Source organism: Streptomyces sp. NPDC028991, from assembly GCF_055564775.1.
On sequence record NZ_JBVHVP010000003.1, the window covers coordinates 410,641 to 435,948 of the forward strand.

30 protein-coding genes, 1 pseudogene and 1 riboswitch are annotated in these 25,308 nt (G+C 72.8%); of the genes and pseudogenes, 21 read left to right on the forward strand and 10 right to left on the reverse strand.

What is annotated here, in order from left to right; genetic code table 11:
* Nucleotides 1-120: 120 nt before the first annotated feature.
* Entirely contained in the window at nt 121-402 is a 282-nt protein-coding gene (locus tag ACZ4V1_RS09485) for a type II toxin-antitoxin system Phd/YefM family antitoxin (protein WP_468331911.1), read from the reverse strand.
* 126 nt (nt 403-528) lie between these two features.
* On the opposite strand from ACZ4V1_RS09485, the gene ACZ4V1_RS09490 reads away from it, so the two are divergent.
* The 4 genes from ACZ4V1_RS09490 (at nt 529) to ACZ4V1_RS09505 (ending at nt 3,080) form a co-directional block, all read left to right on the forward strand.
* Nucleotides 529-939 carry a VOC family protein gene (locus tag ACZ4V1_RS09490; protein ID WP_468331913.1) on the forward strand — a complete coding sequence of 137 codons (411 nt, stop codon included), beginning with the start codon at nt 529-531 and terminating at the stop codon, nt 937-939.
* A gap of 197 nt (nt 940-1,136) precedes the next feature.
* Nucleotides 1,137-1,772, forward strand: a complete 636-nt coding sequence (locus ACZ4V1_RS09495) for an ATP-dependent Clp protease proteolytic subunit (protein WP_468331916.1) — start codon at nt 1,137-1,139, stop codon at nt 1,770-1,772.
* Nucleotides 1,773-1,779: 7 nt separating this feature from the next.
* On the forward strand, nt 1,780-2,088 hold the full coding sequence (locus ACZ4V1_RS09500) for a hypothetical protein (protein WP_468331919.1): 309 nt from the start codon (nt 1,780-1,782) through the stop codon (nt 2,086-2,088).
* Between the two features lie 370 nt (nt 2,089-2,458).
* Nucleotides 2,459-2,603: riboswitch (cyclic di-AMP (ydaO/yuaA leader) on the forward strand.
* Between the two features lie 3 nt (nt 2,604-2,606).
* Nucleotides 2,607-3,080 (forward strand): C40 family peptidase, encoded by a 474-nt coding sequence (locus tag ACZ4V1_RS09505; RefSeq protein WP_468331922.1) that lies wholly within the window; start codon nt 2,607-2,609, stop codon nt 3,078-3,080.
* Between the two features lie 90 nt (nt 3,081-3,170).
* Here ACZ4V1_RS09505 and ACZ4V1_RS09510 read toward each other — a convergent pair whose 3' ends face one another.
* Nucleotides 3,171-3,665 carry an ATP-binding protein gene (locus ACZ4V1_RS09510; RefSeq protein ID WP_468331924.1) on the reverse strand — a complete coding sequence of 165 codons (495 nt, stop codon included), beginning with the start codon at nt 3,663-3,665 and terminating at the stop codon, nt 3,171-3,173.
* A 214-nt stretch (nt 3,666-3,879) separates the two neighbouring features.
* Between ACZ4V1_RS09510 and ACZ4V1_RS09515 the strand changes: the two genes are divergently transcribed.
* Together ACZ4V1_RS09515 and ACZ4V1_RS09520 are read left to right on the forward strand one after the other, a co-directional pair.
* Complete coding sequence (locus ACZ4V1_RS09515) at nt 3,880-4,740, forward strand: helix-turn-helix domain-containing protein (RefSeq protein WP_468331927.1); 861 nt, start codon at nt 3,880-3,882, stop codon at nt 4,738-4,740.
* A gap of 21 nt (nt 4,741-4,761) precedes the next feature.
* Nucleotides 4,762-4,992, forward strand: coding sequence for a DUF397 domain-containing protein (locus tag ACZ4V1_RS09520; protein ID WP_468332324.1), 231 nt, complete (start codon nt 4,762-4,764; stop codon nt 4,990-4,992).
* Nucleotides 4,993-5,035: 43 nt separating this feature from the next.
* Here ACZ4V1_RS09520 and ACZ4V1_RS09525 read toward each other — a convergent pair whose 3' ends face one another.
* A complete protein-coding gene (locus ACZ4V1_RS09525) occupies nt 5,036-6,163 on the reverse strand; it encodes an 8-amino-7-oxononanoate synthase (protein ID WP_468331929.1) in 1,128 nt (375 codons plus the stop codon).
* A gap of 150 nt (nt 6,164-6,313) precedes the next feature.
* Between ACZ4V1_RS09525 and bioB the strand changes: the two genes are divergently transcribed.
* From bioB to ACZ4V1_RS09545, 4 genes are all read left to right on the forward strand, one after another.
* Complete coding sequence (gene bioB / locus ACZ4V1_RS09530) at nt 6,314-7,522, forward strand: biotin synthase BioB (RefSeq protein WP_468331932.1); 1,209 nt, start codon at nt 6,314-6,316, stop codon at nt 7,520-7,522.
* Nucleotides 7,515-8,801, forward strand: coding sequence for an adenosylmethionine--8-amino-7-oxononanoate transaminase (locus tag ACZ4V1_RS09535; RefSeq protein ID WP_468331935.1), 1,287 nt, complete (start codon nt 7,515-7,517; stop codon nt 8,799-8,801). The genes bioB and ACZ4V1_RS09535 overlap by 8 nt, the downstream gene beginning before the upstream one ends.
* A gap of 1 nt (nt 8,802) precedes the next feature.
* The gene (gene bioD / locus ACZ4V1_RS09540) at nt 8,803-9,519 is read left to right on the forward strand and encodes a dethiobiotin synthase (protein ID WP_468331938.1); all 717 of its coding nucleotides are present in this window, start codon (nt 8,803-8,805) and stop codon (nt 9,517-9,519) included.
* 297 nt (nt 9,520-9,816) lie between these two features.
* Complete coding sequence (locus ACZ4V1_RS09545) at nt 9,817-10,506, forward strand: class I SAM-dependent methyltransferase (protein ID WP_468331941.1); 690 nt, start codon at nt 9,817-9,819, stop codon at nt 10,504-10,506.
* A gap of 19 nt (nt 10,507-10,525) precedes the next feature.
* Here the strand turns inward: ACZ4V1_RS09545 and ACZ4V1_RS09550 are convergent, their stop codons facing one another.
* Both ACZ4V1_RS09550 and ACZ4V1_RS09555 read right to left on the reverse strand, forming a co-directional pair.
* Complete coding sequence (locus tag ACZ4V1_RS09550) at nt 10,526-10,900, reverse strand: fic family toxin-antitoxin system, toxin component (RefSeq protein WP_468331943.1); 375 nt, start codon at nt 10,898-10,900, stop codon at nt 10,526-10,528.
* Nucleotides 10,901-10,933: 33 nt separating this feature from the next.
* Complete coding sequence (locus tag ACZ4V1_RS09555) at nt 10,934-11,161, reverse strand: toxin-antitoxin system HicB family antitoxin (RefSeq protein ID WP_468331946.1); 228 nt, start codon at nt 11,159-11,161, stop codon at nt 10,934-10,936.
* A 45-nt stretch (nt 11,162-11,206) separates the two neighbouring features.
* On the opposite strand from ACZ4V1_RS09555, the pseudogene ACZ4V1_RS09560 reads away from it, so the two are divergent.
* From ACZ4V1_RS09560 to mug, 8 genes and pseudogenes are all read left to right on the forward strand, one after another.
* Nucleotides 11,207-11,359 (forward strand): annotated as a pseudogene (locus ACZ4V1_RS09560) (ABC transporter ATP-binding protein); the annotation flags it as partial.
* Between the two features lie 278 nt (nt 11,360-11,637).
* A complete protein-coding gene (locus ACZ4V1_RS09565; RefSeq protein WP_468331949.1) occupies nt 11,638-11,817 on the forward strand; it encodes a hypothetical protein in 180 nt (59 codons plus the stop codon).
* A 79-nt stretch (nt 11,818-11,896) separates the two neighbouring features.
* Nucleotides 11,897-12,331, forward strand: coding sequence for a GNAT family N-acetyltransferase (locus ACZ4V1_RS09570; RefSeq protein WP_468331952.1), 435 nt, complete (start codon nt 11,897-11,899; stop codon nt 12,329-12,331).
* 149 nt (nt 12,332-12,480) lie between these two features.
* Nucleotides 12,481-13,833, forward strand: a complete 1,353-nt coding sequence (locus ACZ4V1_RS09575; protein ID WP_468331955.1) for a hemolysin family protein — start codon at nt 12,481-12,483, stop codon at nt 13,831-13,833.
* Nucleotides 13,830-14,861, forward strand: coding sequence for a hemolysin family protein (locus ACZ4V1_RS09580; RefSeq protein WP_468331957.1), 1,032 nt, complete (start codon nt 13,830-13,832; stop codon nt 14,859-14,861). Before ACZ4V1_RS09575 ends, ACZ4V1_RS09580 begins: the two co-directional genes overlap by 4 nt.
* A gap of 82 nt (nt 14,862-14,943) precedes the next feature.
* A complete protein-coding gene (locus ACZ4V1_RS09585; RefSeq protein ID WP_468331960.1) occupies nt 14,944-15,726 on the forward strand; it encodes an SGNH/GDSL hydrolase family protein in 783 nt (260 codons plus the stop codon).
* Between the two features lie 85 nt (nt 15,727-15,811).
* Nucleotides 15,812-17,254 carry an adenylosuccinate lyase gene (purB, locus tag ACZ4V1_RS09590; RefSeq protein WP_468331963.1) on the forward strand — a complete coding sequence of 481 codons (1,443 nt, stop codon included), beginning with the start codon at nt 15,812-15,814 and terminating at the stop codon, nt 17,252-17,254.
* Nucleotides 17,251-17,808, forward strand: a complete 558-nt coding sequence (mug, locus tag ACZ4V1_RS09595; RefSeq protein WP_468332327.1) for a G/U mismatch-specific DNA glycosylase — start codon at nt 17,251-17,253, stop codon at nt 17,806-17,808. Before purB ends, mug begins: the two co-directional genes overlap by 4 nt.
* Nucleotides 17,809-17,966: 158 nt before the next feature.
* On the opposite strand, the gene ACZ4V1_RS09600 is transcribed toward mug, so the two are convergent.
* Genes ACZ4V1_RS09600 through ACZ4V1_RS09610 form a run of 3 tightly spaced genes read right to left on the reverse strand, consistent with a single transcriptional unit; the run spans nt 17,967 to nt 20,113 of the window.
* Complete coding sequence (locus ACZ4V1_RS09600; protein WP_468331966.1) at nt 17,967-18,407, reverse strand: hypothetical protein; 441 nt, start codon at nt 18,405-18,407, stop codon at nt 17,967-17,969.
* Between the two features lie 57 nt (nt 18,408-18,464).
* Entirely contained in the window at nt 18,465-19,190 is a 726-nt protein-coding gene (locus tag ACZ4V1_RS09605) for an ABC transporter permease (RefSeq protein WP_468331969.1), read from the reverse strand.
* 2 nt (nt 19,191-19,192) lie between these two features.
* On the reverse strand, nt 19,193-20,113 hold the full coding sequence (locus ACZ4V1_RS09610) for an ABC transporter ATP-binding protein (protein WP_468331972.1): 921 nt from the start codon (nt 20,111-20,113) through the stop codon (nt 19,193-19,195).
* 107 nt (nt 20,114-20,220) lie between these two features.
* On the opposite strand from ACZ4V1_RS09610, the gene ACZ4V1_RS09615 reads away from it, so the two are divergent.
* From ACZ4V1_RS09615 to ACZ4V1_RS09625, 3 genes are all read left to right on the forward strand, one after another.
* The gene (locus ACZ4V1_RS09615; RefSeq protein ID WP_468331975.1) at nt 20,221-21,378 is read left to right on the forward strand and encodes a sensor histidine kinase; all 1,158 of its coding nucleotides are present in this window, start codon (nt 20,221-20,223) and stop codon (nt 21,376-21,378) included.
* 14 nt (nt 21,379-21,392) lie between these two features.
* Entirely contained in the window at nt 21,393-22,055 is a 663-nt protein-coding gene (locus ACZ4V1_RS09620) for a response regulator transcription factor (RefSeq protein ID WP_468331978.1), read from the forward strand.
* Nucleotides 22,056-22,154: 99 nt separating this feature from the next.
* Nucleotides 22,155-23,309, forward strand: a complete 1,155-nt coding sequence (locus ACZ4V1_RS09625; protein WP_468331981.1) for an ROK family transcriptional regulator — start codon at nt 22,155-22,157, stop codon at nt 23,307-23,309.
* Nucleotides 23,310-23,373: 64 nt separating this feature from the next.
* Here the strand turns inward: ACZ4V1_RS09625 and ACZ4V1_RS09630 are convergent, their stop codons facing one another.
* Both ACZ4V1_RS09630 and ACZ4V1_RS09635 read right to left on the reverse strand, forming a co-directional pair.
* On the reverse strand, nt 23,374-24,135 hold the full coding sequence (locus tag ACZ4V1_RS09630; protein WP_468331984.1) for a GntR family transcriptional regulator: 762 nt from the start codon (nt 24,133-24,135) through the stop codon (nt 23,374-23,376).
* Between the two features lie 196 nt (nt 24,136-24,331).
* Nucleotides 24,332-25,216 carry an RNA polymerase sigma-70 factor gene (locus ACZ4V1_RS09635; protein WP_468331986.1) on the reverse strand — a complete coding sequence of 295 codons (885 nt, stop codon included), beginning with the start codon at nt 25,214-25,216 and terminating at the stop codon, nt 24,332-24,334.
* Between the last annotated feature and the right edge of the window lie 92 nt (nt 25,217-25,308).

Here is a 25,308-nt window from a genome sequence, read left to right on the forward strand (position 1 = left end):
GGAAGCGGTCGTCCGGACCTTGCCGGGATAGCGGGATCTGGCACGCGTACTGCGGCGTTGGCGTCGGTTGCGAGGCACCGTTGCCTGGGGCCGGCCCTGATCCGAACGACACCCCTAGCCCTAGGCCGGCTTCGGCCCCCTGTGTTCCGCCGCGATGCCGAACCGATGAGGCTCGCGGGGCGTGGAGGCGGAAGTGTCGCGGACACCGGTGACCGAGGTGATCACCTGGTCCCCCGGCGGCTCCGGGACCTCCTCCAGACGCTGGAGGTCGGCGGCGGAGACGAGGGCGACGAGAGGCTTGCCGTGGCGCGTCACGACGACGCGTTCACCACCGTAGACCACCCGGTTGATCAGGTCGGCGAGCTCAGCCCTGGCTTGCGTCACCGGAATCTCGTAGGCCATGCCCCCAGCTTACGGTTCGCCTCGCGACGGCCGGCTGCGCCGCCGTTCGGCGGGGAGGACGATGGAGACGGGGCGAGTACAGGCCACAGGCACAGGCCACAGGCCACAGGCCCACGGGAGGTTTCCATGACATCCAGCACACCCAGCACACCCACCACGCCCGCCACCGGCGAACCGTCGTTCTTCGAGCTCGGCGTGGCCGACCCAGAGCGCGGCCGTGCCTTCTACGGGACCCTGTTCGGCTGGGCCCTCGATGCCGGCCCCGGGGGACGCGGGTTCTCCATCGGCACCGGCGGCGTACCGGGTGGTCTGCACGGCGGTGACGCCGGGGCCTCTCCGTACCTCTTCTTCCGGGTCGACGACCTGGACGCCGCCGTTGCCCGCGTACGGGAGCTGGGCGGCTCGGTCGAGGACCTCGGCGAGCAGGAGGAGGGCGAGGGGGGCGCGGAGTCGGTGGCCCGGTTCGGGCGGTTCGCACTGTGCCGTGACGACCAGGGCTCCTCCTTCGGTCTGCACGAGCCGCCGAACGGGGGATGAACGCGGCCGTGCCGCCCTTCGGCCCTTCGGCGATGCGGCCCCTCGGCCGCTCGGCTTCGGCTGCTCGGCTTCACTCGGCTTCGGCCGTCGGCGAACGCCCGATTCCCGCGACATCCCCGCCCTCGTAACGTACGTCCTGTACATTTTTTACAGAGGTAGTGCAGCCGAAGACGTTCCGTCACGAGGAGGGGTCCGCCATGACCCGACCGTCCGCCCGTCACGTCCTGCCCGAGTTCACCGAGCGCACGAGTACCGGGAGCCGGACGACGGACCCGTACTCGAAACTACTGGAGGAGCGGATCGTCTTCCTCGGGACGCCGATCGACGAGACCTCGGCGAACGACGTGATGGCGCAGTTCATGCACCTGGAACACCAGGCCCCGGACCGGGACATCGCGCTGTACATCAACTCGCCCGGCGGCTCCTTCACCGCGATGACGGCGATCTACGACACGATGCGCTATGTCACCTGCGATGTGGAGACGACCTGCCTCGGACAGGCCGGCACGTCCGCCGCGGTGCTGCTGGCGGCGGGCACGCCCGGCAAGCGCGCCGTACTGCCGGGCGCACGAGTGGTCATCCGTCAGCCCGCGCTCACCGACCCGGTGGAGGGACAGGCCAGCGACCTGGCCATTCAGGCCGGCGAGTTGACCCGCGTCCGCGCCCGCCTGGAGGAGATCCTCGCGCGGCACACGGGCCGCAGCCCGGAGCAGGTGAGCGCGGACATCGAGCGGGACACCGTCATGGACGCGCAACAGGCCCTGGAGTACGGCCTGGTCGACCGCATCGTGGCCGGCCGCACGATCCCGTCCGCGGCACCCGGCGCGAGGTGACCCACCGATGCTGCCACCGGAGCTGCCGCCCCTGCCCGCCCTGACCCGCGCGGAGGCCGAGCTGATCGACCGGTACCTGGACGTCGTCGACCAGCTCGGCCGCATCAACCCCGCACGGGACGGCGACACCTACCGTGGGCTGCGGGCGGCCCAGGCGCTGGTCGCCAAGGCGACCGCCCTGCGCGACGCACTGGCGCTGATGCACCGGCGGGGCGAGACGGAACTGCACGCCGCCACCCTGACCCGGGCGCTGCGCGTACTGGACGGTGAACGGCGGACGGCACGCGTCAGCCTGCCGCCGCTTTCCGAAAGCTGAGGCGCCACGAGCCGAAACGGACCAAAAGGCGTACCCCCTTTCGGCGTAGCAACACCTCGGATTTCCGGCCGGCCCGGCTTGCGCGATCCCCGCGCCCGAACAGCGGAATGAGTCACTCCGCCGCTGGTCCCGGTGTCCGCAACGCACTCGACGATGACTCGAACGCAGCACCGCCCACCCGAACGGGTGAGTGGTGAGTAACAACACAAAGGGCACGTTCCGTTGGGATTTTCCCATGGGGCGAGACAAGATCCGTGACTGACGACAAGCCCCCGCCGCAGCGGCGGGGCGGTCCGGGCGGACGCCGAGTCCTGCCGCCGCCCGGACGACCGGTCGACAGGAGTGGATCGGCAGGAGTGGAGGACCCGAGCACAACGGGTCGCCGGAACGGTCGTCTCCGCGGGAGACGCGCCGGGCCGAGCAGCCCTTGGGGTGAAGCCGCACTCGTGTGGCCGGGCAACTTCGCCAGCCCGAATCCGACAGGTCATCCTTCACAGGCGGCTGACGAAGGGTTGCGCATGTCTGCGCTGAATCGTGTCCCGTCGATGATGGCCCGTGCCGGTACGGCCTCGGCCCTCACCCTCGCCGCCGTCGGCGGTTCCGTAGTGGTCCCCGGCGTCGCCTCCGAGGCGGCCGCCGCGAGCCATGCGACGAAGGCCCTCAAGATCGCTGCCTCCAAGAAGGGCGCGCCATACAAATGGGGCGCCGTCGGACCAAGCAGGTTCGACTGCTCGGGGCTGACCCTGTATTCGTTCAAGAAGGCCGGCAAGAAGCTGCCGCGCACCGCCGCCCAGCAGTACAACAAGACCCGTCACATCTCCGCCAAGAACCGCAAGACCGGGGACCTGGTGTTCTTCCACTCGGGCCGGAGCGTCTACCACGTCGGCATCTACGCCGGAAAGGGGAAGATCTGGCACGCCCCGAAGACCGGGGACGTGGTGCGTCTGCAGAAGATCTGGACCGGCAGCGTCTGGTACGGCCGGGTCAAGTAGCGCGCCCGAGGGGGTGACGGTGCCCTGACCCGCCGTCACCCCCTCGGGTGCGCGGTATCCGCATGCGGTGCGCCGGGGGCCGTCGGCGCCTCACCGCTGGGTCCCCTGCCTTCCCACGGCCCGTCCGACGGCCGTGGCCGCCGGTTCGGCGGGCACCGGGCCGCCCGGTGGCGCCCAGGGAAATTCGACGGAGATGGTCTTGCCACCCTCCCGGGTGGGCCGCACTCTCAGCTTGCCGCCGCATTCCGCCGTCAGCCAGCGGATGATCACCATGCCCCGGCCGTTGTCCTGCTGGACGGCGGCGGGCAGGCGCTTGGGAAACCGCGGATGGCTGTCGGTGACGCCGATGCGCAGCCGCTCGTCGCGGTCGAGCACGAGGCCCACGGTGAAGGTGGGTGACTGCCCGAACGTGTGCTGGACCGCGTTGGTCGTCAGCTCGGAGACGATGAGCCGGACGGTTTCGGACAGGTCGGTGTCCGGCGGCAGACCCCACTCCGCCAGGGTGCCGACCACATAGGTACGCGCTGCGGCCACCGAGGCGGGTTCGCTCGGCAGAGTGACGGATGCTTCCAGGTGGTCTGCCATGGCGACGTCGTCCCTTTCCCACGGGACCGCAGCCGGACACGGAGCGGATGGTTCGAGTACGGTCCCGGACTGGTGCTTCGCCGCCAGAGTGCCATCACAAGGCTCGTGAAGGGCGGCGATCCACCAAGATATGCATATATCTGTCGCTCGAAGCGGTGAACTCTGCGACGGCAGAGCGTATTTGGGCGACTCACAGGGAGTAAAGGAGTGGCCCATGCAGCACGGCCCCGTGGTGCGCCGTCGGAAGCTGGGCGCGGAACTGCGCGCCCTGCGCACGTCGGCGGGGATCACCAGTGGCGAGGCGGCCCGGCTGGTGGGCTGGCACCAGTCGAAGGTCAGCCGGATCGAGACCGGGACGAGCGGGGCGAAACCGGCCGACGTACGGTTACTGCTGGACGCCTACGGCGTGGCCGACGACCAGCTGCGGGAGCTGCTGGTGATGCTGGCCGGCTCCGACGACTCGGGGGGCCGCAACCACTGGTGGCACGCCTACCGAGGGGTACTGCCGCCGACCTACCGCGATTTCATCAGCCTGGAGTCCCAGGCCAGCGCGATGCGCACGCTGGAGACCACGGTGGTCCCCGGACTCCTGCAGACACCGGAGTACGCCCGCGCGGTGACGCGCGCCGCGGCGGACGGGCTGCCCGAGGAGCGCCTCGACACGCTGGTGGAGGTCCGGCTGGCCCGGCAGGACGTGCTGCGGGCGCAGCCGCCGCTCCGGCTGAGCGCGGTCCTGGACGAGGCGGTGCTGCGCCGGGAGGTGGGCGGACCCGGCGTCATGGCCCGTCAGCTGGCGCGACTGGTCGAGGCCGCCCGCCTCCCCCATGTCCGGCTCCAGGTACTGCCGTTCGCCGCCGGGGCGCACATCGGTGTCACCGGCCCTTTCGTAATCTTCTCTTTTTCGAGCACTTCTGATCTGGACGTGGTGGTTCTCGACCACTTGACGAGTAGCCTGCATCTCGAACGGAAAGAAGACCTAGAGGCCTACACCGAGGCCTTCAACGCCCTTCTGATCCATGCCCTTTCGCCCGAGGACTCGTTGGACTTCATCGCCGCGACCGCGGCAGGCGCGTAAGGAGGCACCATGACAGGCTCCATGACCGCACTCTCCCGGAACATCCCTGCCAGTACCGATCTGTCCGACGTGCGGTGGCTGCGCAGCAGCTACAGCACCGGAGCGAACAACTGCGTCGAGACCGCCCGGCCGTCGGCCGGCCCCTGTGCCGGACTGCTCGCCGTGCGCGACTCCAAGGACCCGGCGGGACCCGCGCTGCTCTTCTCCCCCGAGAGCTGGGCGTCGTTCACGGCCGGGGTCCACCGCCCCTGACCCCGGTACACCGTCTGGCGGCACACGGCCGTGTCACGCCGACTCATGGCCGCGTCTCGCCGATCACCCGTACAGCGCGTTCGATCTGCTCCCCGGAGAGGTCCGCACGAGCGGTCAGCCTGAGCCGTGAGATGCCGTCGGGTACGGAAGGAGGACGGAAGCAGCCCACGGACAGGCCGGCCGTACGGCAGTCGGCCGCCCACCGTACGGCCGCCTCCGGGGAGGGGGCGCGCACCGAGACGACCGCGGCGTCCGGACGTACCGCGGAAAGCCCCAGCGCGGTCAGACGCGCGTGCAGTTCGGCCGCCACCGCGCGTGCCCGCGCCGCTCGTTCCGGCTCGCGGCGCAGCAGGGTGAGCGCCGCCAGCGCCGCGCCCGTCGCCGCGGGGGCGAGGCCGGTGTCGAAGATGAAGGTCCGGGCCGCGTTGACCAGGTGCTCGATCACCCGGGCGGGGCCGAGCACGGCACCGCCCTGACTGCCGAGTGACTTGGACAGCGTCACCGTCACGACGACGTCGTCGGCGCCCGCGAGTCCCGCCGCGTGCGGGGCGCCCCTGCCGCCGTGGCCGAGCACACCGAGGCCGTGGGCGTCGTCGAGGACCAGCCCGGCGCCGTGCTCCCGGCACACCTCGGCGAGGGCGGCTAGGGGGGCCGCGTCCCCGTCGACCGAGAAGACCGTGTCGGAGACGGTGACGGCCGGCCCGTCGTGCGTCCCCAGTGCCTTGCGTACGGCGTCCGGGTCGGCGTGCGCCACGACCTGGGTCGTCCCGCGCGCGAGCCGGCAGCCGTCGATCAGCGAGGCGTGGTTGCCCGCGTCGGAGACGACGAGGGAGCCGTGCGGCGCCAGCGCGGTGACCGCGGCGAGGTTGGCCGCGTAGCCGGAGGAGAAGACGAGCGCGGCCTCGAAACCGCAGTGGGCGGCCAGCTCGCGTTCGAGCTCGGCGTGCAGTTCGGTCGTGCCGGTCACCAGCCGGGAGCCGGTCGCGCCACCGCCCCAGGCCCGCGCGGCCCGCACCGCGCCCACGGTGACCTCCGGATGCCGGGCCAGTCCGAGGTAGTCGTTGCTCGCCAGGTCCAGCAGCGGCGAGTCGGCCGGACGAGGGCGCAGAACACGTACGAGTCCGGCCCGGCGGCGCGCCCGGGCCTGCTCGTCGATCCAGCCGAACGCCATGGGTCGGTCCTCCGGAGTTTTGTAGGCAGTGGACAGACATTAGCGGCACGACAGCCCCCGCGAGGTGTGGCGATACCCACACGCCGATCTGTCAGTGTTGTGCGAACTCTCCTTGGCCCCGGGCGGCCCCTTAAGACAGGATCGGCTCTCATGGACCTGCTGAACACGCTGGTGGACAAGGGGCTTCGGCGCGAGACGCCGACCCGCGAGGAGGCTCTTGCCGTCCTCGCCACTTCCGACGACGACCTGCTCGATGTGGTGGCCGCGGCCGGCAAGGTACGCCGTCACTGGTTCGGGCGACGGGTGAAACTCAACTACCTCGTCAACCTCAAGTCGGGCCTGTGCCCCGAGGACTGCTCCTACTGCTCGCAGCGGCTCGGCTCCAAAGCCGAGATCCTCAAGTACACCTGGCTCAAGCCCGACCAGGCCTCCCAGGCGGCCGCCGCGGGCGTGGCCGGGGGCGCCAAGCGGGTGTGCCTGGTGGCCAGCGGACGCGGTCCGACCGACCGGGACGTGGACCGGGTCTCGGACACCATCAAGGCGATCAAGGAGCAGAACGAGGCCGTCGAGGTGTGCGCCTGCCTGGGCCTGCTCTCCGACGGCCAGGCGGAGCGGCTGCGCGAGGCGGGTGCGGACGCCTACAACCACAACCTCAACACGTCCGAGGCGACGTACGGGGACATCACGACCACGCACACGTACGCCGACCGGGTGGACACGGTGAACAAGGCGCACGCGGCCGGGCTGTCCGCCTGCTCGGGGCTGATCGCGGGCATGGGCGAGAGCGACGAGGACCTGGTCGACGTGGTCTTCTCGCTGCGCGAGCTGGACCCGGACTCGGTGCCGGTCAACTTCCTGATCCCGATGGAGGGCACGCCGCTGGCCAAGGAGTGGCACCTCACCCCGCAGCGGTGCCTGCGCATCCTGGCGATGACACGGTTCGTCTGCCCGGACGTCGAGGTGCGCATCGCCGGCGGTCGCGAGGTCCACCTGCGCACGATGCAGCCGCTCGCCCTGAACCTGGCCAACTCCATCTTCCTCGGCGACTACCTCACCAGCGAGGGGCAGGCGGGCCATGCCGACCTGGAGATGATCGCGGACGCCGGTTTCGAGGTGGAGGGCGCCGACCAGGTGACCCTGCCCGGGCACCGGGCGACGGCAGGCGGCGGCTGCGGGTCGCACGACAGCGGCGGCGGCTGCGGGTCGCACGGCAGCGGCGGGGCCTGTGGTTCCGCCCCGGCCGAGGCGGATCGCGACTCCGTGTCGGCCGCCGCGTCCGCGGTGGCCGGCGAAGCCCGCACGGACCTGGTCGCCGTACGCCGCCGTGGTGCCGGAACGGACCTCGCGCCCAATGCCTGAGCCCGCGCTGACCGTGGACGAGCTGCTGGCCCTCGACCGGCGGCACGTCTGGCATCCGTACGGCCCCATGCCCGGCCGGCGGGACCCGCTCGTCGTGGAGTCGGCGAGCGGGGTGCGGCTGCGGCCGGCCGATGGTTCGGGCGAGCTCGTCGACGGCATGTCGTCCTGGTGGTCGGCGATCCACGGCTACAACCACCCGGTGCTGAACGAGGCCGCGCGGGAGCAGCTCGAGCGGATGAGCCATGTGATGTTCGGCGGACTCACCCACGAGCCCGCCGTGCGCCTGGCGAAGCTCCTTGTCGACATGTCACCCGAGGGTCTGGAGCACGTCTTCCTGGCCGACTCGGGTTCGGTGTCGGTCGAGGTCGCGGTCAAGATGTGCCTCCAGTACTGGCGTTCGCTGGGTCGCCCTGCCAAGCGTCGCCTGCTGACCTGGCGCGGCGGCTACCACGGCGACACCTGGCAGCCGATGTCGGTGTGCGATCCCGACGGCGGGATGCACGAGCTGTGGGAGGGCGCCCTGCCACGCCAGGTCTTCGCGGACGCGCCGCCGGCCGAGTACGAGGAGTCGTACGCCGACCGGCTGCGGTCACTGATCGAGCGGCACGCCGGCGAACTGGCCGCGGTGATCGTGGAGCCGGTGGTGCAGGGCGCCGGTGGCATGCGGTTCCACTCCCCCGCGTATCTGCGGGTGCTGCGGGAGGCGTGCGACGCGCACGGCGTGCTGCTCGTGTTCGACGAGATCGCGACCGGGTTCGGGCGCACGGGCGCGATGTTCGCGGCGGAGCACGCGGCGGTGACGCCGGACGTGATGTGCGTGGGCAAGGCGCTGACCGGCGGTTACCTGACGATGGCGGCCACGCTGTGTACGTCACGGGTGGCCGACGGGATCTCGCGTGGCGAGGTGCCGGTGCTGGCCCACGGGCCGACGTTCATGGGCAATCCACTGGCGGCCGCCGTGGCATGCGCCTCCATCGGGCTGCTGCTCGGCCAGGACTGGCTCGCGGAGGTCAACCGGATCGAGGCGGGTCTGCGCGAAGGGCTCGCACCCGCCTGCGAACTGCCGGGCGTCACCGACGTACGCGTGCTCGGCGCGATCGGCGTGGTGCAGCTCGACCACGCCGTCGACATGCGGGCGGCGACGGAGGCGGCCGTGCGCGAGGGCGTGTGGCTGCGGCCGTTCCGCGATCTGATCTACACCATGCCGCCGTACGTCACGGGTGACGCGGACGTGGCGCGGATCGCCCGCGCGGTGTGCGCGGCGGCACGGGAGGGATGACATGCCGGTACTGGTGATCACGGGCACGGGCACGGAGATCGGCAAGACGGTCGTGACCGCCGCCGTCGCCGCGACGGCGGCGGCGGGCGGCCGCTCGGTGGCCGTACTGAAGGCGGCGCAGACGGGCGTACGACCGGACGAGCCGGGGGACGCCCAGGAGGTGGCGCGCCTCGCGGGCGCCGTGACGGCGGCCGAGGTCGCCCGCTACCCGGAACCCTTGGCACCGGGGACGGCCGCGCGCCGGGCCGGCCGGGCGCCCGTGCGCCCCGAGGAGGTGGCGGAGGCCGCGGACAAACTGGCGACCGAGCACGACCTGGTGCTGGTCGAGGGCGCGGGCGGACTGCTCGTACGCTTCGACGCGGCCGGCGGGACGCTGGCGGATGTCGCCGGGCTGCTGGGAGCGCCGGTGCTGCTGGTGGCCTCGGCCGGGCTGGGGACGCTGAACACCACGGAACTGACGGCGCGTGAACTGCGCTCCCGAGGCCTGGCGCTGCCGGGCGTGGTGATCGGCAGCTGGCCCGAGGCCCCGGACCTCGCCTCGCGCTGCAACCTCGCGGACCTCCCGGACGTGGCCGGAGCGCCCCTGCTCGGCGCCCTGCCCGCCGGAGCGGCCCGCCTCCCGCCGGCCGCCTTCCGGACGACGGCACCGCACTGGCTGGCCCCCCGGCTGGACGGCACTTGGGACGCGGACGCCTTCCGGGCCCGGGAGGCGCCCTGACCGGCGGCACGGCTCGGGACGTCCGCCGGCCCGGCCGGGGGTGGGACGAGGGCCGGACCCGGCCCCGGCGCGGGGCCACGCCTTCGCGGCCCGGCGTCCCGCCCGGCCTCAACGACCCCGGGAGACCGATGCGAAGCACGCCGCGCTCCCCAACTCCGCACCTTGACCGGAACCGGCGACCGGCGACCGGCGACCGGCGACCGGCGACCGGCCGAGAACGAGCCGTCCGCGCGGTGGGTGCGCGGGGCTCGTCCGGGGGACAATCGCGGTAAGGCACCACCTCGTGAGGGAGGTCCCATGGCACTGCGATCCGCCCGTGCCCGCGGAGTGCCGCGGGACGCCGTGCACCATCCGCTGTTCGCCCGCTACTACGCCCGGGTCAGTGTGGGCGCCGAGACCCGGATGGGGATGGGGCGCGTTCGCGAGCGGCTGCTCGCCGGGCTGTCCGGGCGGGTGATCGAAGTCGGCGCGGGCAACGGACTGAACTTCTCGCACTACCCGGGCACCGTCTCGGAGGTCGTCGCCATCGAACCGGAGCGCGTACTGCGGCAACTGGCCGTGGAGGCGGCGCTGCGCGCCGAGGTACCGGTGGACGTGGCGCCGGGCGCGGCGGAGGCCCTCCCGGTCAAGAGCGAGGCCTTCGACGCCGCCGTCGTCTCGCTCGTGCTGTGCAGTGTCCGCGACGTGCCACGGGCGCTCGGGGAGCTGCGACGGGTGCTGCGGCCCGGCGGACAGGTGCGGTTCTTCGAACACGGCCGGGGCGGTGGGCGGGTGATGACCTTCACCCAGCGCGCGCTGGACCGGACGCTGTGGCCCCCGCTGTCCGGCGGCTGCCACCTGTCCCGCGAGCCGGTCGCCGCGCTGCGGGACGCGGGGTTCGCACTCGGGCCCTACCGGCGGGTGATGATTCCGGAGCACGGGCCGGCGCTGCCGAGTTCCTACTGCGTGCTCGGCACGGCCTGGCGGCCGCCCGGGACCGAGGCGTAGTCAGCCCCTCACCAGCCCCTCACACGCTCCACCGGCGCAGCTCGTCCGCGATGTCGTCGACCGCGGCCTCACCGCTCTTGACCAGTAGTGCGAGATCCCGCACCTGCTCCGGTGTGGTGGCGACCTTGACCCCGCTGGCGACCAGGTAGGCGTAGGCGACCGCGGAGGCGAACAGGGCGTTGGAGCGCTCCAGCGCAGGGATGTGGATCAGCATCTGGAGCAGGGCGGCGGCACGGGAGTGCGGACTGTCGTAGACGAGGGTGCCGAATATCTCGGCCCGGTGGCGGGAGACGGCCGCTACGAGCGCTCCCCAGTCGGTGACCTGGGGATCTCCCGGGGTGCGCTGTTCGGCGAGCATCAGCAGCCAGGCGAGGTCGATACGGAGGTCATTCATCCGGGGTCTTTCGTCCGGGACTCGTCCGGCGGCTCAGCGGCCGCCGTCGCCGACCTCCTCGGCGAAGACCTTCTCGTACTGCCGCATGAAGTCGGCGGCGGCCTCCACGAAGGTGTGGCCGGCCTCGCCGGTGTCCTGCCGGACCAGTTCCTCGATGTAGCGGTTGACGCTCATCCCCCGGGCCAGGGCCTTCTCGCGGGCCGCCCGGGCGGTGCCCTCGTCCACCCGCACGTTCAGCTGGGCCTTCTGGGTCTTCGCCATGCCTCGAAGCTAGCGCCGCAACGCTAGCAGCGGCAAGGGCGGCCGCCCATGAACATCGCGGGCCGGGGCCCCGGCCCGGACTGGCTCGACCAGGTGGTCGGCACCCTGGGCCCGCGGGACCGGCTGAAGCACCGGTCGGCCCAGCTCTCCGGGGGCCGGCAGCAGCGCGTGGCCTGTGCGCGGGCGCCGGCCTCCCGGCTGCCCCGGGCGCTACAGAGACGGACTGACGCCGGGCGCCGGGCACGTCGTCCGGTCTGGTGCGCGCCGGTCTGGTGCGCGCCGGTCCGGGCCCGGCCGGACGCGGTGCGGCCGGACGCGGTGCGAGCGGACGCGGTGCGAGCGGAGCACGACGCGGCGGGGCTGCCGTTCGGCTCCCCGGGCGAGCGGGCGGACCGTCTGCGGCGCACCGTCGAGGAACTGGAGCGCCTGCCGGGACCGAGGACCGCGAGACCGCGGTCCGCCCCCTCCTGGAGCACGTGCCGCACCTGACCGCCGGCCAGGTACTCGAACTGCCCATCGTCCTGGCCGGGACCCTGGAGCGGATCACCGCGCAGGCGAGGGCGCAGCGCGAGCGGTACGGATTCACCTACCTGACCGTGCCGGAGCCGTACATGGAGGCCTTCGCACCGGTGATGCGGGCGCTGCGCGAGGCCTGACGGCGGGTCGGCGCGCGGTCCGGCCGCCCGCATGCTGGAATCCCGCCTGGCGATGCGGCGTGGGTGATGGGATCGCCCCATGACCGAACTGCGCATACGGGCCGCCGGGCCCGAGGACCTCGACACCGTGCTGGCCTTCTGGAAGGTGGCCGCCGAGGGGACGAGCATCAGCGACGACCGGGAGGGCGTGGAGCGGCTGGTCGCCCGCGACCCCGAGGCACTGGTCCTGGCCGAGCTGGGCGGGGACCTGGTGGGCACGGTGATCGCGGGTTTCGACGGCTGGCGCTGCCATCTGTACCGGCTGGCGGTGCACCCGGACCACCGGCGCCGGGGCATCGGATCGGCGCTGCTCACGGCCGCGGAGGAGCGGTTCGTACGGCTGGGCGGGCGCCGCGGGGACGCGATGGTGCTGCGGCGCAACGAGCGGGCACAGCATGCCTGGCGGGCGGCCGGGTACGCGCCCGAGGAGCAGTGGCGACGCTGGGTGAAGCCCCTCACCGACGGAAAGGTGTGAGCACCGGCGCATGAGCGAGTCCGCATCGGCGTTCCTTCCGGCGCTCACCCCGGCGCCTCCCCCCGGGACCTCGTCCCGCTGCGCCCCCTCGGCGCACGACGTCGCGCGAACCGCCGGGTCCTGGCCGATCATGGATCCGAGGTGACCCGATGACCGAAGTGCTCCTGCTGCTGGTGGCGATCCTGCTCTCGCTCGCGTGCGGCGCCTTCGTCGCGGCCGAGTTCTCGCTGACCACCGTCGAGCGCGGCGAGCTGGAGCGGGCGGTGGCGCGCGGCGAGCGGGGGGCGGCGAGCGCCCTGAAGGCCGTACGGAACCTGACCTTCCAGCTGTCCGGGGCGCAGCTCGGCATCACGGTCACCAACCTGGTGGTCGGCATGCTGGCCGAGCCCTCGGTCGCGGCGCTGATCTCGGGTCCGCTGGAGAGCGTCGGGGTGTCGCGCTCGGTGGCCTCGTCGCTGGCGCTGGTGCTGGGCACGGCCCTGTCGACGGTCTTCCTGATGATCGTCGGCGAACTGGTGCCGAAGAACTGGGCGATCTCCTCACCGCTGGCCGTCGCCAAACGGGTGGGTGGTCCGCAGCGCTGGTTCAGCACCGCGTTCCGGCCCTTCATCACCCACCTGAACAACACGGCCAACCGCATCGTGCGCGTGTTCGGTATGGAGCCCGCCGAGGAACTGGCGTCCGCGCGTGGGCCGCAGGAGCTGGCCGCGCTCGCCCGGCACTCGGCCAAGCAGGGTGCGCTGGAGGCGGACACCGCCGAGTTGTTCGTGCGGACCCTGAACCTGGCCGACCTGACGGCACAGAACGTGATGACCCCGCGCGTCCAGGTCGTCGCCCTCGACGCCCGGGCGACGTGCGAGGACGTGGCGAACGCGACGCGGGCGACCGGACTGTCCAGGTTCCCCGTCTACCAGGACACACTCGACGCCGTGGTGGGCACCGCGCACGTCAAGGACGTCCTGGCGGTGCCCGCCGAGCGGCGGCCCCGGATGCCGGTCGCCGAACTGATGCGCGAGCCGCTGCTCGTCCCGGAGTCGCTGACCGTCGACCGGCTGCTGGACCGGCTCTCCGGTCGGCGCACGATGGCCGTGGTGATCGACGAGTACGGCGGGACGGCGGGCGTGGCCACGCTGGAGGACATCGTCGAGGAGGTCGTCGGCGAGGTGCGGGACGAACACGATCCACACGAGACGCCCGAGTTGGACCCGGCCGGCACCGACGAGCGGGGGCACGCCCTGTACCGGGCCGACGGCGCGGCGCGCGTGGACCGGCTCGCGCGGCTGGGACTCAGGGTGCCCGAAGGGCCGTACGAGACGGTCGCCGGTCTGGTCGCGGCCGGGCTGGGGCACATCCCCGCCGTCGGCGACTCCCTGGAGGTCGCCGGCTGGCGGCTGGACGTAGTGGACGCCACGGGCCACAGGGCCGCCCGGGTGTTGCTGCACGCGCCGCTCGACGACGCGCGCGCCGCCGGCGACACCGACGAAGGGGGGGCCGGCCGGTGACCGCCGTGCAGCTGCTGATCGGTCTGGCGACGCTCGTGGTGAACGCGTTCTTCGTGGGCGCCGAGTTCGCGCTGATCTCCGTGCGCCGCAGCCAGGTGGAGCAGCACGTCGAGGCAGGGGCGGCGGGGGTGGAGGGCGACCGGCGCGCGAAGAGCGTGCTCTGGGGCCTGGAGCACGTGTCGGCGCTGATGGCGGCGGCGCAGCTCGGCATCACGCTGTGCACGCTGGTCCTGGGTGTGGTCGCGGAACCGGCCATCGCGCACCTGTTGGAGCCGGTGTTCCACGCGGTGGGCGTGCCGTCCGGCGCGGGGCACGCGGTGTCCTTCGTCATCGCCCTCGCGTTGGCGACGTATCTGCACATGCTGCTCGGCGAGATGGTGCCGAAGAACATCGCGCTGGCCGAGCCGGTGCGCAGCGCGCTGCTGCTCGGGCCGCCGCTGGTGGCGCTGTCCCGGGCACTGCGCCCGGTGATCTTCACGGTCAACGCCTTCGCGAACGCGTTGCTCAAGCTGCTCAGGGTCGAGACGAAGAACGAGGTCTCGGCGACCTTCACGGACGCGGAACTCGCCGAGATCGTCAAGGACGCCAGCGAGGCCGGTCTCATCGACGACCGGGCCCAGGAGCGCCTGCACGACGCCCTGGAGCTGGGCCGGCGACCGGTGCGGGACGTGGTGCTGCCGCTCGAACGCGTCGTCCAGGCACGCGTGGGGATCACTCCGGAGCAGTTGGAGCGGCTGTCGGCGGAGTCCGGGTTCTCTCGCTTCCCGGTGGTGGACGACGGGCGGCGGATCGTCGGCTACCTGCATGTGAAGGACGCCCTGGACGCCTCGCCGCGGGACCTGCCGTTCGGCCTGCGGGACATGCGGCCCATCGCGCGGGCCCGGGAGCGCACCCCGCTGGACGACGTGCTGACCGCCATGCGCCGCAGCCGTACACATCTGGCGGCCGTGATCGGTTCCGACGGGCGGCTGGCGGGGCTGGTGACCATGGAGGACGTGCTGCGGGAGCTGTTCGGGCAGCGGACGTGAGCCTCCTCTCCCCTGCGGAGGGCGACCGACGCGGAGGGCGACCGACCAGTGGGTATGTGCAGGCGCTACCATTTCTGTCGCCATGCAGACGAATCCCACCCACACCAGCCTCGTCGCCGTCGGAGACTCCTTCACCGAGGGCATGTCGGACCTGCTGCCCGACGGCTCCTACCGGGGCTGGGCCGACCTCCTCGCCACCCGGATGGCCGCCCGGACCCCCGGCTTCCGGTACGCGAACCTCGCGGTGCGCGGGAAGCTGATCGGGCAGATCGTCGACGAGCAGGTCGACGTGGCGGCGGCCATGGGGGCCGACGTGATCACGCTGGTCGGCGGGCTCAACGACACGCTGCGGCCCAAGTGCGACATGGCCCGGGTGCGGGACCTGCTGACGCAGGCCGTGGAACGGCTCGCCCCGAACTGCGAGCAGTTGGTCCTGATGCGCAGCCCGGGCCGCCAGGGCCCGGTGCTGGAGCGGTTCCGGCCCCGCATGGAGGCTCTGTTCGCGATCATCGACGACCTGTCCAAGGAGCACGGCGCCGTGGTCGTCGACCTGTACGGGGCGGACTCGCTGGCCGACCCGCGCATGTGGGACGTGGACCGGCTGCACCTGACCTCCGAGGGGCACCGCCGGGTCGCGGAGGCCGTGTGGCAGACGCTGGGGTACGAGCCCGAGGACCCGCGGTGGCACGCGCCGATCCCGGCGACGCCCCCGCCGGGCTGGATCATGCGCCGGACCGCTGACGTCCGGTTCGCCCGGCGGCACCTGCTGCCCTGGATCGGGCGCAGGCTGACGGGCCGGTCGTCCGGGGACGGCCTGCCGCCCAAGCGTCCGGAGCTGCTGCCTTACGAGCACCTGGCGCCGTGATCCCCGGGCCCGCACGCCCTTCGTAGGTTCCGACGAAGGGCCCCGTGGAGCTGGCCTGCAGGAATCGCCAGTAGAATCCGTTTACGTGACTTCCGCTCCCGCCAAGCCCCGCATCCCGAACGTCCTCGCCGGACGCTACGCCTCCGCCGAGCTCGCCACGCTCTGGTCGCCCGAGCAGAAGGTGAAGCTGGAGCGGCAGCTCTGGCTCGCCGTGCTGCGGGCCCAGAAGGACCTCGGCATCGAGGTGCCCGACGCCGCGCTCGCCGACTACGAGCGCGTCCTCGACCAGGTCGACCTGGCCTCGATCGCCGAGCGCGAGAAGGTCACGCGGCACGACGTGAAGGCGCGGATCGAGGAGTTCAACGACCTCGCCGGGCACGAGCACGTGCACAAGGGCATGACCTCCCGTGACCTGACGGAGAACGTCGAGCAGCTCCAGGTCCGGCTCTCGCTGGAGCTGATCCGCGACCGCTCGGTGGCCGTCCTGGCCCGGCTGGGCAAGCTGGCCGGCGAGTACGCCGAGCTGGTCGTGGCCGGCCGCTCCCACAACGTCGCCGCGCAGGCCACGACGCTGGGCAAGCGCTTCGCCACCGCCGCCGACGAGCTGCTCGTCGCGTACGGCCGGGTGGAGGAGCTGCTCGGCCGCTACCCGCTGCGCGGCATCAAGGGCCCGGTCGGCACCGCCCAGGACATGCTGGACCTGCTCGGCGGGGACGCGGGCAAGCTCGCGGAGCTGGAGCGGCGGATCGCCGGTCACCTCGGCTTCTCGCAGGCGTTCACCTCGGTCGGTCAGGTCTACCCGCGCTCGCTGGACTACGAGGTCGTCACCGCCCTGGTGCAGCTGGCGGCGGCGCCGTCGTCCCTGGCGAAGACCATCCGGCTGATGGCCGGGCACGAGCTGGTCACCGAGGGCTTCAAGCCCGGCCAGGTCGGCTCCTCCGCGATGCCGCACAAGATGAACACCCGCTCCTGCGAGCGCGTCAACGGCCTGATGGTCATCCTGCGTGGTTACGCCTCGATGACCGGCGAGCTGGCGGGCGACCAGTGGAACGAAGGCGACGTGTCCTGCTCGGTGGTGCGCCGGGTGGCGCTCCCCGACGCGTTCTTCGCCCTCGACGGGCTGCTGGAGACGTTCCTGACCGTCCTCGACGAGTTCGGCGCGTTCCCGGCCGTCGTGGCCCGGGAGCTGGACCGCTACCTGCCGTTCCTGGCCACCACCAAGGTCCTGATGGGCGCGGTGCGGGCCGGCGTCGGCCGCGAGGTCGCGCACGAGGCGATCAAGGAGAACGCCGTCGCCTCCGCGCTGGCGATGCGCGAGCGGGGCGCCGAGCGCAACGAGCTGCTCGACAAGCTGGCCGCCGACGAGCGCATCCCGCTGGACCGCGCCGGGCTGGAGGCGCTGATGGCCGACAAGCTGTCCTTCACGGGCGCCGCGGCCGATCAGGTCGGCGTGCTCGTCGGCCGGATCGAGGAGATCGTCAAGCAGCACCCGGCGGCCGCGGGCTACACCCCCGGAGCGATCCTCTGACGCGCTTCACCCGCGACGAGCTGGAGGCCGCCCGCGACCGTCTCGTACCGGACGTCGTCGCGGACGGTCTCCGCGTGCTGTTCTGCGGCATCAACCCGGGTCTGATGACCGCGGTGACGGGCCACCACTTCGCCCGTCCCGGCAACCGATTCTGGCCGGTGCTGCATCTGTCCGGGTTCACCCCGAGGCTGCTGAAGCCCTCGGAGCAGGGTGAGCTGCCGTCGTACGGGCTCGGCATCACGAACGTCGTCGCGCGGGCCAGCGCCCGGGCGGACGAGCTGACCGCCGAGGAGTACCGGGAGGGCGGCCGGCTGCTGGCGCTGAAGGTGGCGCGGTTGCGGCCCCGTTGGCTGGCCGTGGTCGGTGTCACCGCGTACCGCGCGGCGTTCGACGACCGGAAGGCCCAGGTGGGGCCGCAGGCGCGGACGATCGGGGACACGCGGGTGTGGGTGCTGCCCAACCCCAGCGGACTCAACGCGCACTGGACGGCGCAGACGATGGCGGAGGAGTTCGCGCGGCTGCGGGTCGCGGCGGAGGCGGGGACAGAGGCGTAGCCGTGCCGCGGAGGCGTAGCCGTGCCGCGGAGGCGTAGCCGTGCCGCGCAGACACAGGCGTGCCACGCAGACACAGGCGTGCGGAGAGACGTAGGTGTGCGCGGAGGCGGCGGAGGCGGCGGTGTGCGCGGAGGCGGTGGTGCGCGCGGAGGCGGTGGTCACGGTGGTGCCTGCTCCGTGACGACGGCCAGCAGCTGCACCTCGTCCGTTTCGTCCCGGTCGGCGACGGCCACCGCGACCCAGCGGCCGGTGCCCTCCGCCTCCCAGAGGTACGCCACCCCCGCGCGGGCGCTGAGAGCGGCCCACGGCTCGGGTATCTGCTCTCCTTCCGTCCGCAGCAGGACCGTCTGCAGGTTCCAGGGGTCCGTCTCCCCCCAGCGCGGTGCGAGGCGCTCGTAGAGGGCGTCGCGGTACTTCTCGTACCGTCCCACCGTCACCGGTCGCTCCCCCTGATCGCCGCCGCGCAGGCCGTGGCTGCTTTCCAGGACCGCCACGAAATGACCGGCGCCCCCCGCGCCCCCGTGCGACGGGCCGCGCTCCGCCGGGAAGGGCCGGAAGCACAGCTCGTCGATGAGGGCGATGTGCCGCGCGATGTTCATGCCGTCCAGTAAACCGGCCACCACTGACAATTGGCGGGGCGTCAGCGGTGGCCGGCTTCAGGCGTCCCGGCTGCGCAGCCGCCAGGCTCCCGCGAGGGCGGCGGCCGCCGCCCACAGCGCGGTCACCGCTAGTCCGGCCCAGGGTCCCAGAGTTCCGTCGTGCGTCTGGTACAGGACGACTTGCCCCGCCTTGTCCGGCAGGAAGTCCGTGGCGCCGCCCGCCGCGTCCCCGATCACGAAGGAGATGATCAGGATGAACGGGATCAGGACGGACAGGGTGGCCACGCCGCTGCGGAACAGGGCGGTGAGACCGGCCGCGAGCAGGGCCATCAGCATGAAGTAGATCCCGCAGCCCACGACGCCGCGCGCCTGCTCACCCATGCTGAGCCCGCTCGCCGCGGAACCGAGTACCGCCCGGGCCGCGACGAGGGCGGCGAACGCGGTGACGGTCCCCACGACGAGGACCGGTACGGCGACGACCGCCAGCTTCGCCGCGAACCACCGCCCGCGCTGCGGGACTGCGGCCAGGGAGAGCCGGATCCCGTTGCCGTGGTACTCGGCCGAGACGACCATCGCTCCGAAGGCGATGGCGGCGATCTGGCCGGGCATGACGCCGGAGAGGGACGCGAACAGCGGGTCGAAGTCCGGCCCCGAGCTGTCGGAGGCGCCGGCCAGCGCGGAGAACGCCGTGGTGACCGCGAACACGGCCAGCAGGGTGCCGCACAGCGAGCGCAGGGTGCGGACCTTGAGCGCCTCCGAGCGGAGTACGGGCGTGAAGTGCATGGCTAGGCCTCCTGGCGCTGTGCGGTGAACTCGGTCTCGGCGGCCGTCAGGTCGAGATACGCCTGCTCCAACGTTCCTTCGTCGGCGGCCAGTTCGAGGATCGGGACACCCGCGCCGGACATCGCACGGCCGATGTCCTCCACTCGCGTGTGGTGCACGATCCAGTACCCGTCGTCGTGTTCCACGGCGTCGTGGCCGTGCCGGGCGAGGACGGCCTTCAAGGCGGTGGCGTCCGACGTACGGACGCGGACCCGCGGTTGCACGCGCGCGTCGATGAACTCCCGCATCGGCGTGTCGGCCAGCAGGCGGCCCCGGCCGAGGACGACCAGGTGGTCGGCGAAGGACGCGGTCTCGTTCATCAGGTGACTGGAGACCAGGACCGTACGTCCCTCGGCCGCGAGCCGGCGCAGCAGCCCGCGGATCCAGATGATGCCCTCGGGGTCCAGACCGTTGGAGGGCTCGTCCAGCATCACCACCTCCGGATCGCCCAGCAGGGCCGCGGCGATGCCCAGGCGCTGCCGCATGCCCAGGGAGTACGTCCGCACCCGGCGGCGGGCCACCGACGCGATACCCGTCTCCTCCATCACCTCGTCCACCCGGCGCGACGGGACGCGGTTGCTCGCCGCCAGCACGCGCAGATGGTCCCGCGCGGTGCGCGAGCCGTGTGCGGCGTGCGCGTCGAGCAGGGCGCCGACGTGCCGCAGTGGCTCGGAGAGGGTGGCGTAGGGGCGTCCACCGACGGTCGCCGTCCCCGACGTCGGCCGGTCGAGGCCCAGGACGAGCCGCAGGGTGGTGGACTTCCCGGCGCCGTTGGGGCCGAGGAAGCCGGTGACCCGGCCGGGGCGGACGGTGAAGGTGAGGTCGTCGACGGCTCGTCGGGTGCCGTACTCCTTGGTGAGGTGCTGCACGTCGATGCTGGTCATGGTGACAGCGTCGCCGGTCGGGGCGGGCCGGGTCCTCCCCCGCCGGCGGGCGGTGTCTCCCCCGTGCGGGGGAGTTCGTTGTCGGTGGGCGCTGGCACGATGAGGCAATGGCACGGTTTCTGCGCCCGCTGCTCCGCGGGACGACGTACACACGCCTACTGCACCTGTGGACACCGATGGCGGCCTACAGCCTGTGGATGTTCGTCAAACCCGGGGTGCACTGGGTGCCGGTACTCGCGGTGGTGCCGATCGGTCTGCTTCCGGCCGTGCGGGTGGGCGAGGGGCTGCAGGCGCGGTTCCTGCTGACGCCGGGCGACGCGGAGCCGGGATTCTCCGTGCGGCCCGCCACGACCTGGCGGGACCGGTTGCGGACCGTGCTGTGGCTGGAAGTGCGCCTGCTGCTCGGCGCGGTGACCGCGGTCGCCACGGTCTGGCTGCCGATCCTGTCGTACACCGCCGCCTCCTGTGCCGTCGGCCACGTGCCCGAGGACATGGCAGCCGTGGCCGGTACGGAACCGCACTGGGCCTACGCCCTGCTGGTGCCGGTCCCGCTGATCGTGCTCTGCGCGGTGGTGGTCGGCCTCGGCGAACTGGCCACCGCCGCCGCGCGGCGGCTGCTCGGCCCGTCGGCCGCCGAGCGTATGGCGGCCCTCGAGGAACGCACCGACCAGCTTCTGGAGCGCACCCGCATCGCCCGCGAGCTGCACGACTCCATCGGCCACGCGCTGACCGTCGCCGTCGTACAGGCGGGTGCCGCCCGCACGGCCAACAGTGCCGAGTTCACCGACCGGGCCCTGATCGCGATCGAGGAGACCGGCAGGGCGGCCCTGGAGGATCTGGAGCGGGTGCTCGGCGTCCTTCGGGAGTCGGAGAAACCCGTGAACGCCAGACCGACCCTCGCGGACGCGGACCGGCTCCTGGAGTCCGCCCGTGCCTCCGGGGCGAAGGTGGACGCCGGGATCACGGGCCCTGTGGAGACCTTGCCGGGGCCGGTCTCCCGCGAGGGCTACCGCATCCTCCAGGAGGCGCTGACCAATGTGCTGCGGCATGCGGGGACGGTGCCCGCGCGGGTCAGCGTCGAGGTGACGGACGGCGCGCTCACCCTGGAGGTGCGCAATCCGCTGCCGGACGCGAGGGTCGCGCCCGGACGCGGCAGCGGGCTGCGCGGCATACGCGAGCGGGCCGCGCTGCTGGGCGGGCGGGCGCACACGGGGCCCGACGACTGCGGTGACTGGCGGGTGCGCGTCGAGCTGCCGTCCGGCTGATCTACGCTGGGCGGATGCCGGTCAGAGTGCTCCTCGTGGACGACGAACCCCTCGTACGCGCGGGCCTGCGGGCGGTGCTGGAGGCACAGCCCGACATCGAGGTGGTCGGCGAGGCGGCCGACGGGGCGGCGGTCATTCCGCTGGTGCGGCAGGTACGGCCGGACGTGGTCGCCATGGACGTCCGGATGCCGCTGCTGGACGGCATCGAGGCGACGCGCGCGCTGCTGCGGACGGTGCCCGATCCGCCGAAGATCCTCGTCGTGACGACCTTCGAGAACGACGAGTACGTGTACGAGGCGCTGCGCGCGGGCGCCGACGGGTTCCTGCTGAAGCGGGCCCGGCCGGCCGAGATCGTGCACGCGGTACGGCTGATCGCCGAGGGCGAGTCCCTGCTGTTCCCGGCCTCGGTGCGGCAGCTCGCCGCCGAGTACGGGGACGGTGGCGGAAACCGCGCGGCGCGCGCCGAGTTGGAGCGGGCGCAGCTGACCGATCGGGAGGGCGAGGTGCTGCGGCTGATGGCGCGGGGGCTGTCGAACGCGGAGATCGCCGCCCGGCTGATCGTGGGCACGGAGACGGTCAAGTCGCACGTGAGCGCGGTACTGGCGAAGCTCGGGGCCCGGGACCGCACGCAGGCGGTGATCACGGCGTACGAGTCGGGATTCGTGGCGCCGGGCTGAGGCGCCCCGCGGAGGAACGCACGGCGGACCGGCACTCGCCGGGGCGGAGCGGGCCGAGTACGATCCGGCCAACACGCGCACGAGCTGGGAGGACGGACGTTGGGCGGGCTGACCGGCGGAGATCCGTCGCTGCTGCGGAGGATCAACTCCGCTGTGGTGCTGCACGCGTTGCGTGCCACGGACTGCGCGACGCTGACCGAGATCACCAGGGTGACGGGGCTGTCCCGGCCGACCGTCGAAGGGGTCGTCGAGGGGCTCATCGAGACCGGTCTCGTCGTCGAGGCAGCCGCCGACGAGGGCACGGCCCGGCGGCAGGGGCGGCCCGCGCGGCGGTTCCGGTTCCGGGCGGAGGCCGGACATCTGCTGGGTCTCGAGATCGGGCCGCACCGTGTCGCCGCGCTCCTGTCCGACCTGGACGGCCGGGTCATCGGCGCGCAGGCCAAGGACGTCGACGAGACCGCCCCGGCGGACGAGCGGCTGGAGCGGCTGCGCACCGCGGTCGCCGAACTGCTGCGCCGGGCCGGTGTCGCGCGCGGCTCGCTGCGGGCCGTGGGCGCGGCGACGCCCGGGATCGTCGAGGCGGACGGAACCGTGCGGCTGAGCACCGCGCTGCCCGAGTGGACGGGGCTGCGCCTGGGCGAGCGGCTGAGCCGTTCCTTCAAGTGCCCGGTGCTGGTCGAGAACGACGCGAACGCGGCGGCGGTCGCCGAGCACTGGAAGGGCGCCGCCACCGAGTCCGACGACATCGTGTTCGTGCTGGCCGGGCTGAGCCCGGGCGCCGGGGCGCTGATCGGCGGGCGGCTGCACCGGGGGTACGGCGGGGCGGCCGGCGAGATCGGCGCACTGCATCTGCTGGGCCGGGACGTGACGCCGGAGACGCTGCTGTCCACCACGGGCCGGCCGCTGCACCCGCTGGACGAGCAGGCGGTCGCCAGGGTCTTCGCCGAGGCCCGTGAGGGCGACCAGCGGGCACGCGCGGCCGTCGAGCGTTTCATCCAGCGGCTGGTGCACGACGTGGCGGCGCTGGTGCTTGCCCTCGACCCGGAACTCGTCGTCGTCGGCGGCTGGGCGGCCGGGCTGGACGGCGTACTGGAGCCGCTGCGCCGGGAGCTGGCCCGCTACTGCCTGCGCCCGCCGAAGGTGACCCTGTCGCTCCTCGGCGAGGCCGCGGTGGCGACGGGCTCGCTGCGGCTGGCCCTCGACCACGTGGAGGAGCAGTTGTTCGCGGTGGAGGGGGCGACGGCCCGGCGCTGAGCCGCGCCGGTCCACAGCGGAGGCGGGGTCCGGCCTTCAGAAGGTGTCCGGGGCCGTCCGGGACTCAGGAGGCGCGGGTCTCGGGGCCGTGGTGGATCTCCACGTCGCCGGAGTCCCCGAACGTCAGCCGACAGGTGTCCGCGCGGTAGGTGGCGACGGAGAGCGCGGCGGTGCGGCGCTCGGCGAGGTATCGGGTGGTGACCACGAGGACGGGCGCTCCCGGGAGCCGGTCCAGTTCCTTCGCGTCCTCCGCTCCGGCCGACCCCAGCTCCACGGCGCTCTCCCGCCGCTCCAGTTCTCCGCGCTGCAGTTCGCGGAGCACGACCCGCGCGCGTGCGGCGCCGGAGGGCGCGTCGATGGCGGTGAGGTCGGGCACCGAGGCCGGCGGGACGTAGAGCAGCTCCGCCGCTACGGGCTGGCCGTGCGACACACGGGAGCGGCGGACGATGTGCACGGTCTCACCCCGGCCGGTGCCCAGGGCGTCGGCGACGGCCGCGGGCGGAGCGGCCGGCACGCAGTCGGCCGGTTCCCAGGCGTCACCGGCCGTTCCAGGCCAGGCGTGCCGCTCGGTACCGACGGCCACGCCGACGCGCGGCGGGGCGACGGTCGTACCGACGCCTCGGCGGCGCTGGAGCCTGCCTTCCAGTTCGAGCTGTTCCAGGGCCTGCCGGAGCGTGGCGCGGGCGACGCCGAAGCGGGCGGCGAGGTCGCGCTCGTTGGGCAGGACCTCGCCCACCGAGAACTCCGAGTCCAGGGCCTCGCTGAGCACGGTCCTGAGATGCCAGTACTTCGGTTCCGGCACCGATTCCAACTGCGTGGTCCCCACCCTGTCCTCCGCAATCGCCGTGGTCCGGCGGCGTTTTGACGCCCTTGTTTATTAAAGGTTGTTGCAGTTCTCTGCGACCATAAAACGGCCCACACCCTTGGTCAAGACCAATCCCGCGACAGGACGGCGAAGCCCCCGTCGCGGGACGGGGGCTCGATCCGTGGCGGATGGGCGGATGGCGCGGCCAGGGCCTGCCCTAGGGGGTGTCCAGGGAGCGCAGTTTGTCGGGGTTGCGAACGATGTACACCGACTGAATGCGCCCGTCGGCCACGTCCAGCTGGAAGACGGAGTCGGGCCTGCCGCCGGACAGGGCCAGCAGGGCCGGGCCGCCGTTGAGCTCCAGGAAGCGGTAGGAGAAGTCCGGGATCCCCTTCTGTGCGACGCCGAGCAGGAAGCGGCCCACCTTGTCGGAGCTCTCCAGCACGCGCAGGGGCGCCTTGGACTTGCCACCGCTGTCGCCGACCAGCCGGACGTCGGGCGCGAGCAGCGCCATCAGCCCTTCCAGGTCGCCGCCGGCCGCGGCGGCGAGGAAGCGTTCGGTGAGGTCCCGGCGCTGCGCCGGGTCGACGTCGTAGCGGGGCCGCCGCTCGTCGACGTGCTTGCGGGCCCGACCGGCTAGCTGGCGCACCGCGGCCTCGCCGCGTTCCAGCATGGCGGCGATCTCGGCGTACGGGTAGCCGAACGCCTCCCTCAGGACGAAGACCGCCCGCTCCAGCGGTGACAGCGACTCCAGGACGACGAGCACGGCGAACGACACCGAGTCGGCGAGAACGGCCCGCTCGGCGGTGTCCGGTACGGCGTCCCCGAAGTCGGTGGCGTAGGGCTCCGGCAGCCAGGGGCCGACGTACGTCTCGCCCCGCGACTTGACCTGACGCAGCCGGTCGATGGCGAGGCGGGTGGTGACGCGCACCAGGTACCCGCGCGCCTCCCGGACGCCGGAGCGGTCGGCGCCGGACCAGCGCAGCCAGGCCTCCTGGACCACGTCCTCCGCGTCGGCGAGGCGGCCCAGCATGCGGTAGGCGACCCCCAGGAGGACGGGGCGGTGCTCTTCGAAGACATCGGTCGCGGTTTCGGTGGTCACCGTTCCATCCCAGCGGACGCGTGCGGCCGTGTCCAGGCGGAATCACCCCCGCCCGAGGCCGACCGGCGACCGGGGGCTACCCGTCGGTAGTT

Bases quoted from the DNA above. Each gene is read 5' to 3' on its own strand.
- ACZ4V1_RS09585 (WP_468331960.1), top strand. From the start codon at position 14,944: ATGCAGACGAATCCCACCCACACCAGCCTCGTCGCCGTCGGAGACTCC.
- ACZ4V1_RS09525 (WP_468331929.1), bottom strand. From the start codon at position 6,163: ATGGCGTTCGGCTGGATCGACGAGCAGGCCCGGGCGCGCCGCCGGGCC.
- ACZ4V1_RS09555 (WP_468331946.1), bottom strand. From the start codon at position 11,161: ATGGCGAAGACCCAGAAGGCCCAGCTGAACGTGCGGGTGGACGAGGGC.
- ACZ4V1_RS09550 (WP_468331943.1), bottom strand. From the start codon at position 10,900: ATGAATGACCTCCGTATCGACCTCGCCTGGCTGCTGATGCTCGCCGAA.
- ACZ4V1_RS09510 (WP_468331924.1), bottom strand. From the start codon at position 3,665: ATGGCAGACCACCTGGAAGCATCCGTCACTCTGCCGAGCGAACCCGCC.
- ACZ4V1_RS09600 (WP_468331966.1), bottom strand. From the start codon at position 18,407: ATGAACATCGCGCGGCACATCGCCCTCATCGACGAGCTGTGCTTCCGG.
- ACZ4V1_RS09575 (WP_468331955.1), top strand. From the start codon at position 12,481: ATGACCGAAGTGCTCCTGCTGCTGGTGGCGATCCTGCTCTCGCTCGCG.
- ACZ4V1_RS09570 (WP_468331952.1), top strand. From the start codon at position 11,897: ATGACCGAACTGCGCATACGGGCCGCCGGGCCCGAGGACCTCGACACC.
- bioD (WP_468331938.1), top strand. From the start codon at position 8,803: ATGCCGGTACTGGTGATCACGGGCACGGGCACGGAGATCGGCAAGACG.
- ACZ4V1_RS09520 (WP_468332324.1), top strand. From the start codon at position 4,762: ATGACCGCACTCTCCCGGAACATCCCTGCCAGTACCGATCTGTCCGAC.
- ACZ4V1_RS09485 (WP_468331911.1), bottom strand. From the start codon at position 402: ATGGCCTACGAGATTCCGGTGACGCAAGCCAGGGCTGAGCTCGCCGAC.
- ACZ4V1_RS09495 (WP_468331916.1), top strand. From the start codon at position 1,137: ATGACCCGACCGTCCGCCCGTCACGTCCTGCCCGAGTTCACCGAGCGC.
- ACZ4V1_RS09620 (WP_468331978.1), top strand. From the start codon at position 21,393: ATGCCGGTCAGAGTGCTCCTCGTGGACGACGAACCCCTCGTACGCGCG.
- ACZ4V1_RS09490 (WP_468331913.1), top strand. From the start codon at position 529: ATGACATCCAGCACACCCAGCACACCCACCACGCCCGCCACCGGCGAA.
- bioB (WP_468331932.1), top strand. From the start codon at position 6,314: ATGGACCTGCTGAACACGCTGGTGGACAAGGGGCTTCGGCGCGAGACG.
- ACZ4V1_RS09605 (WP_468331969.1), bottom strand. From the start codon at position 19,190: ATGCACTTCACGCCCGTACTCCGCTCGGAGGCGCTCAAGGTCCGCACC.
- ACZ4V1_RS09615 (WP_468331975.1), top strand. From the start codon at position 20,221: ATGGCACGGTTTCTGCGCCCGCTGCTCCGCGGGACGACGTACACACGC.
- ACZ4V1_RS09515 (WP_468331927.1), top strand. From the start codon at position 3,880: ATGCAGCACGGCCCCGTGGTGCGCCGTCGGAAGCTGGGCGCGGAACTG.
- ACZ4V1_RS09500 (WP_468331919.1), top strand. From the start codon at position 1,780: ATGCTGCCACCGGAGCTGCCGCCCCTGCCCGCCCTGACCCGCGCGGAG.
- ACZ4V1_RS09535 (WP_468331935.1), top strand. From the start codon at position 7,515: ATGCCTGAGCCCGCGCTGACCGTGGACGAGCTGCTGGCCCTCGACCGG.
- ACZ4V1_RS09610 (WP_468331972.1), bottom strand. From the start codon at position 20,113: ATGACCAGCATCGACGTGCAGCACCTCACCAAGGAGTACGGCACCCGA.
- ACZ4V1_RS09505 (WP_468331922.1), top strand. From the start codon at position 2,607: ATGTCTGCGCTGAATCGTGTCCCGTCGATGATGGCCCGTGCCGGTACG.
- ACZ4V1_RS09545 (WP_468331941.1), top strand. From the start codon at position 9,817: ATGGCACTGCGATCCGCCCGTGCCCGCGGAGTGCCGCGGGACGCCGTG.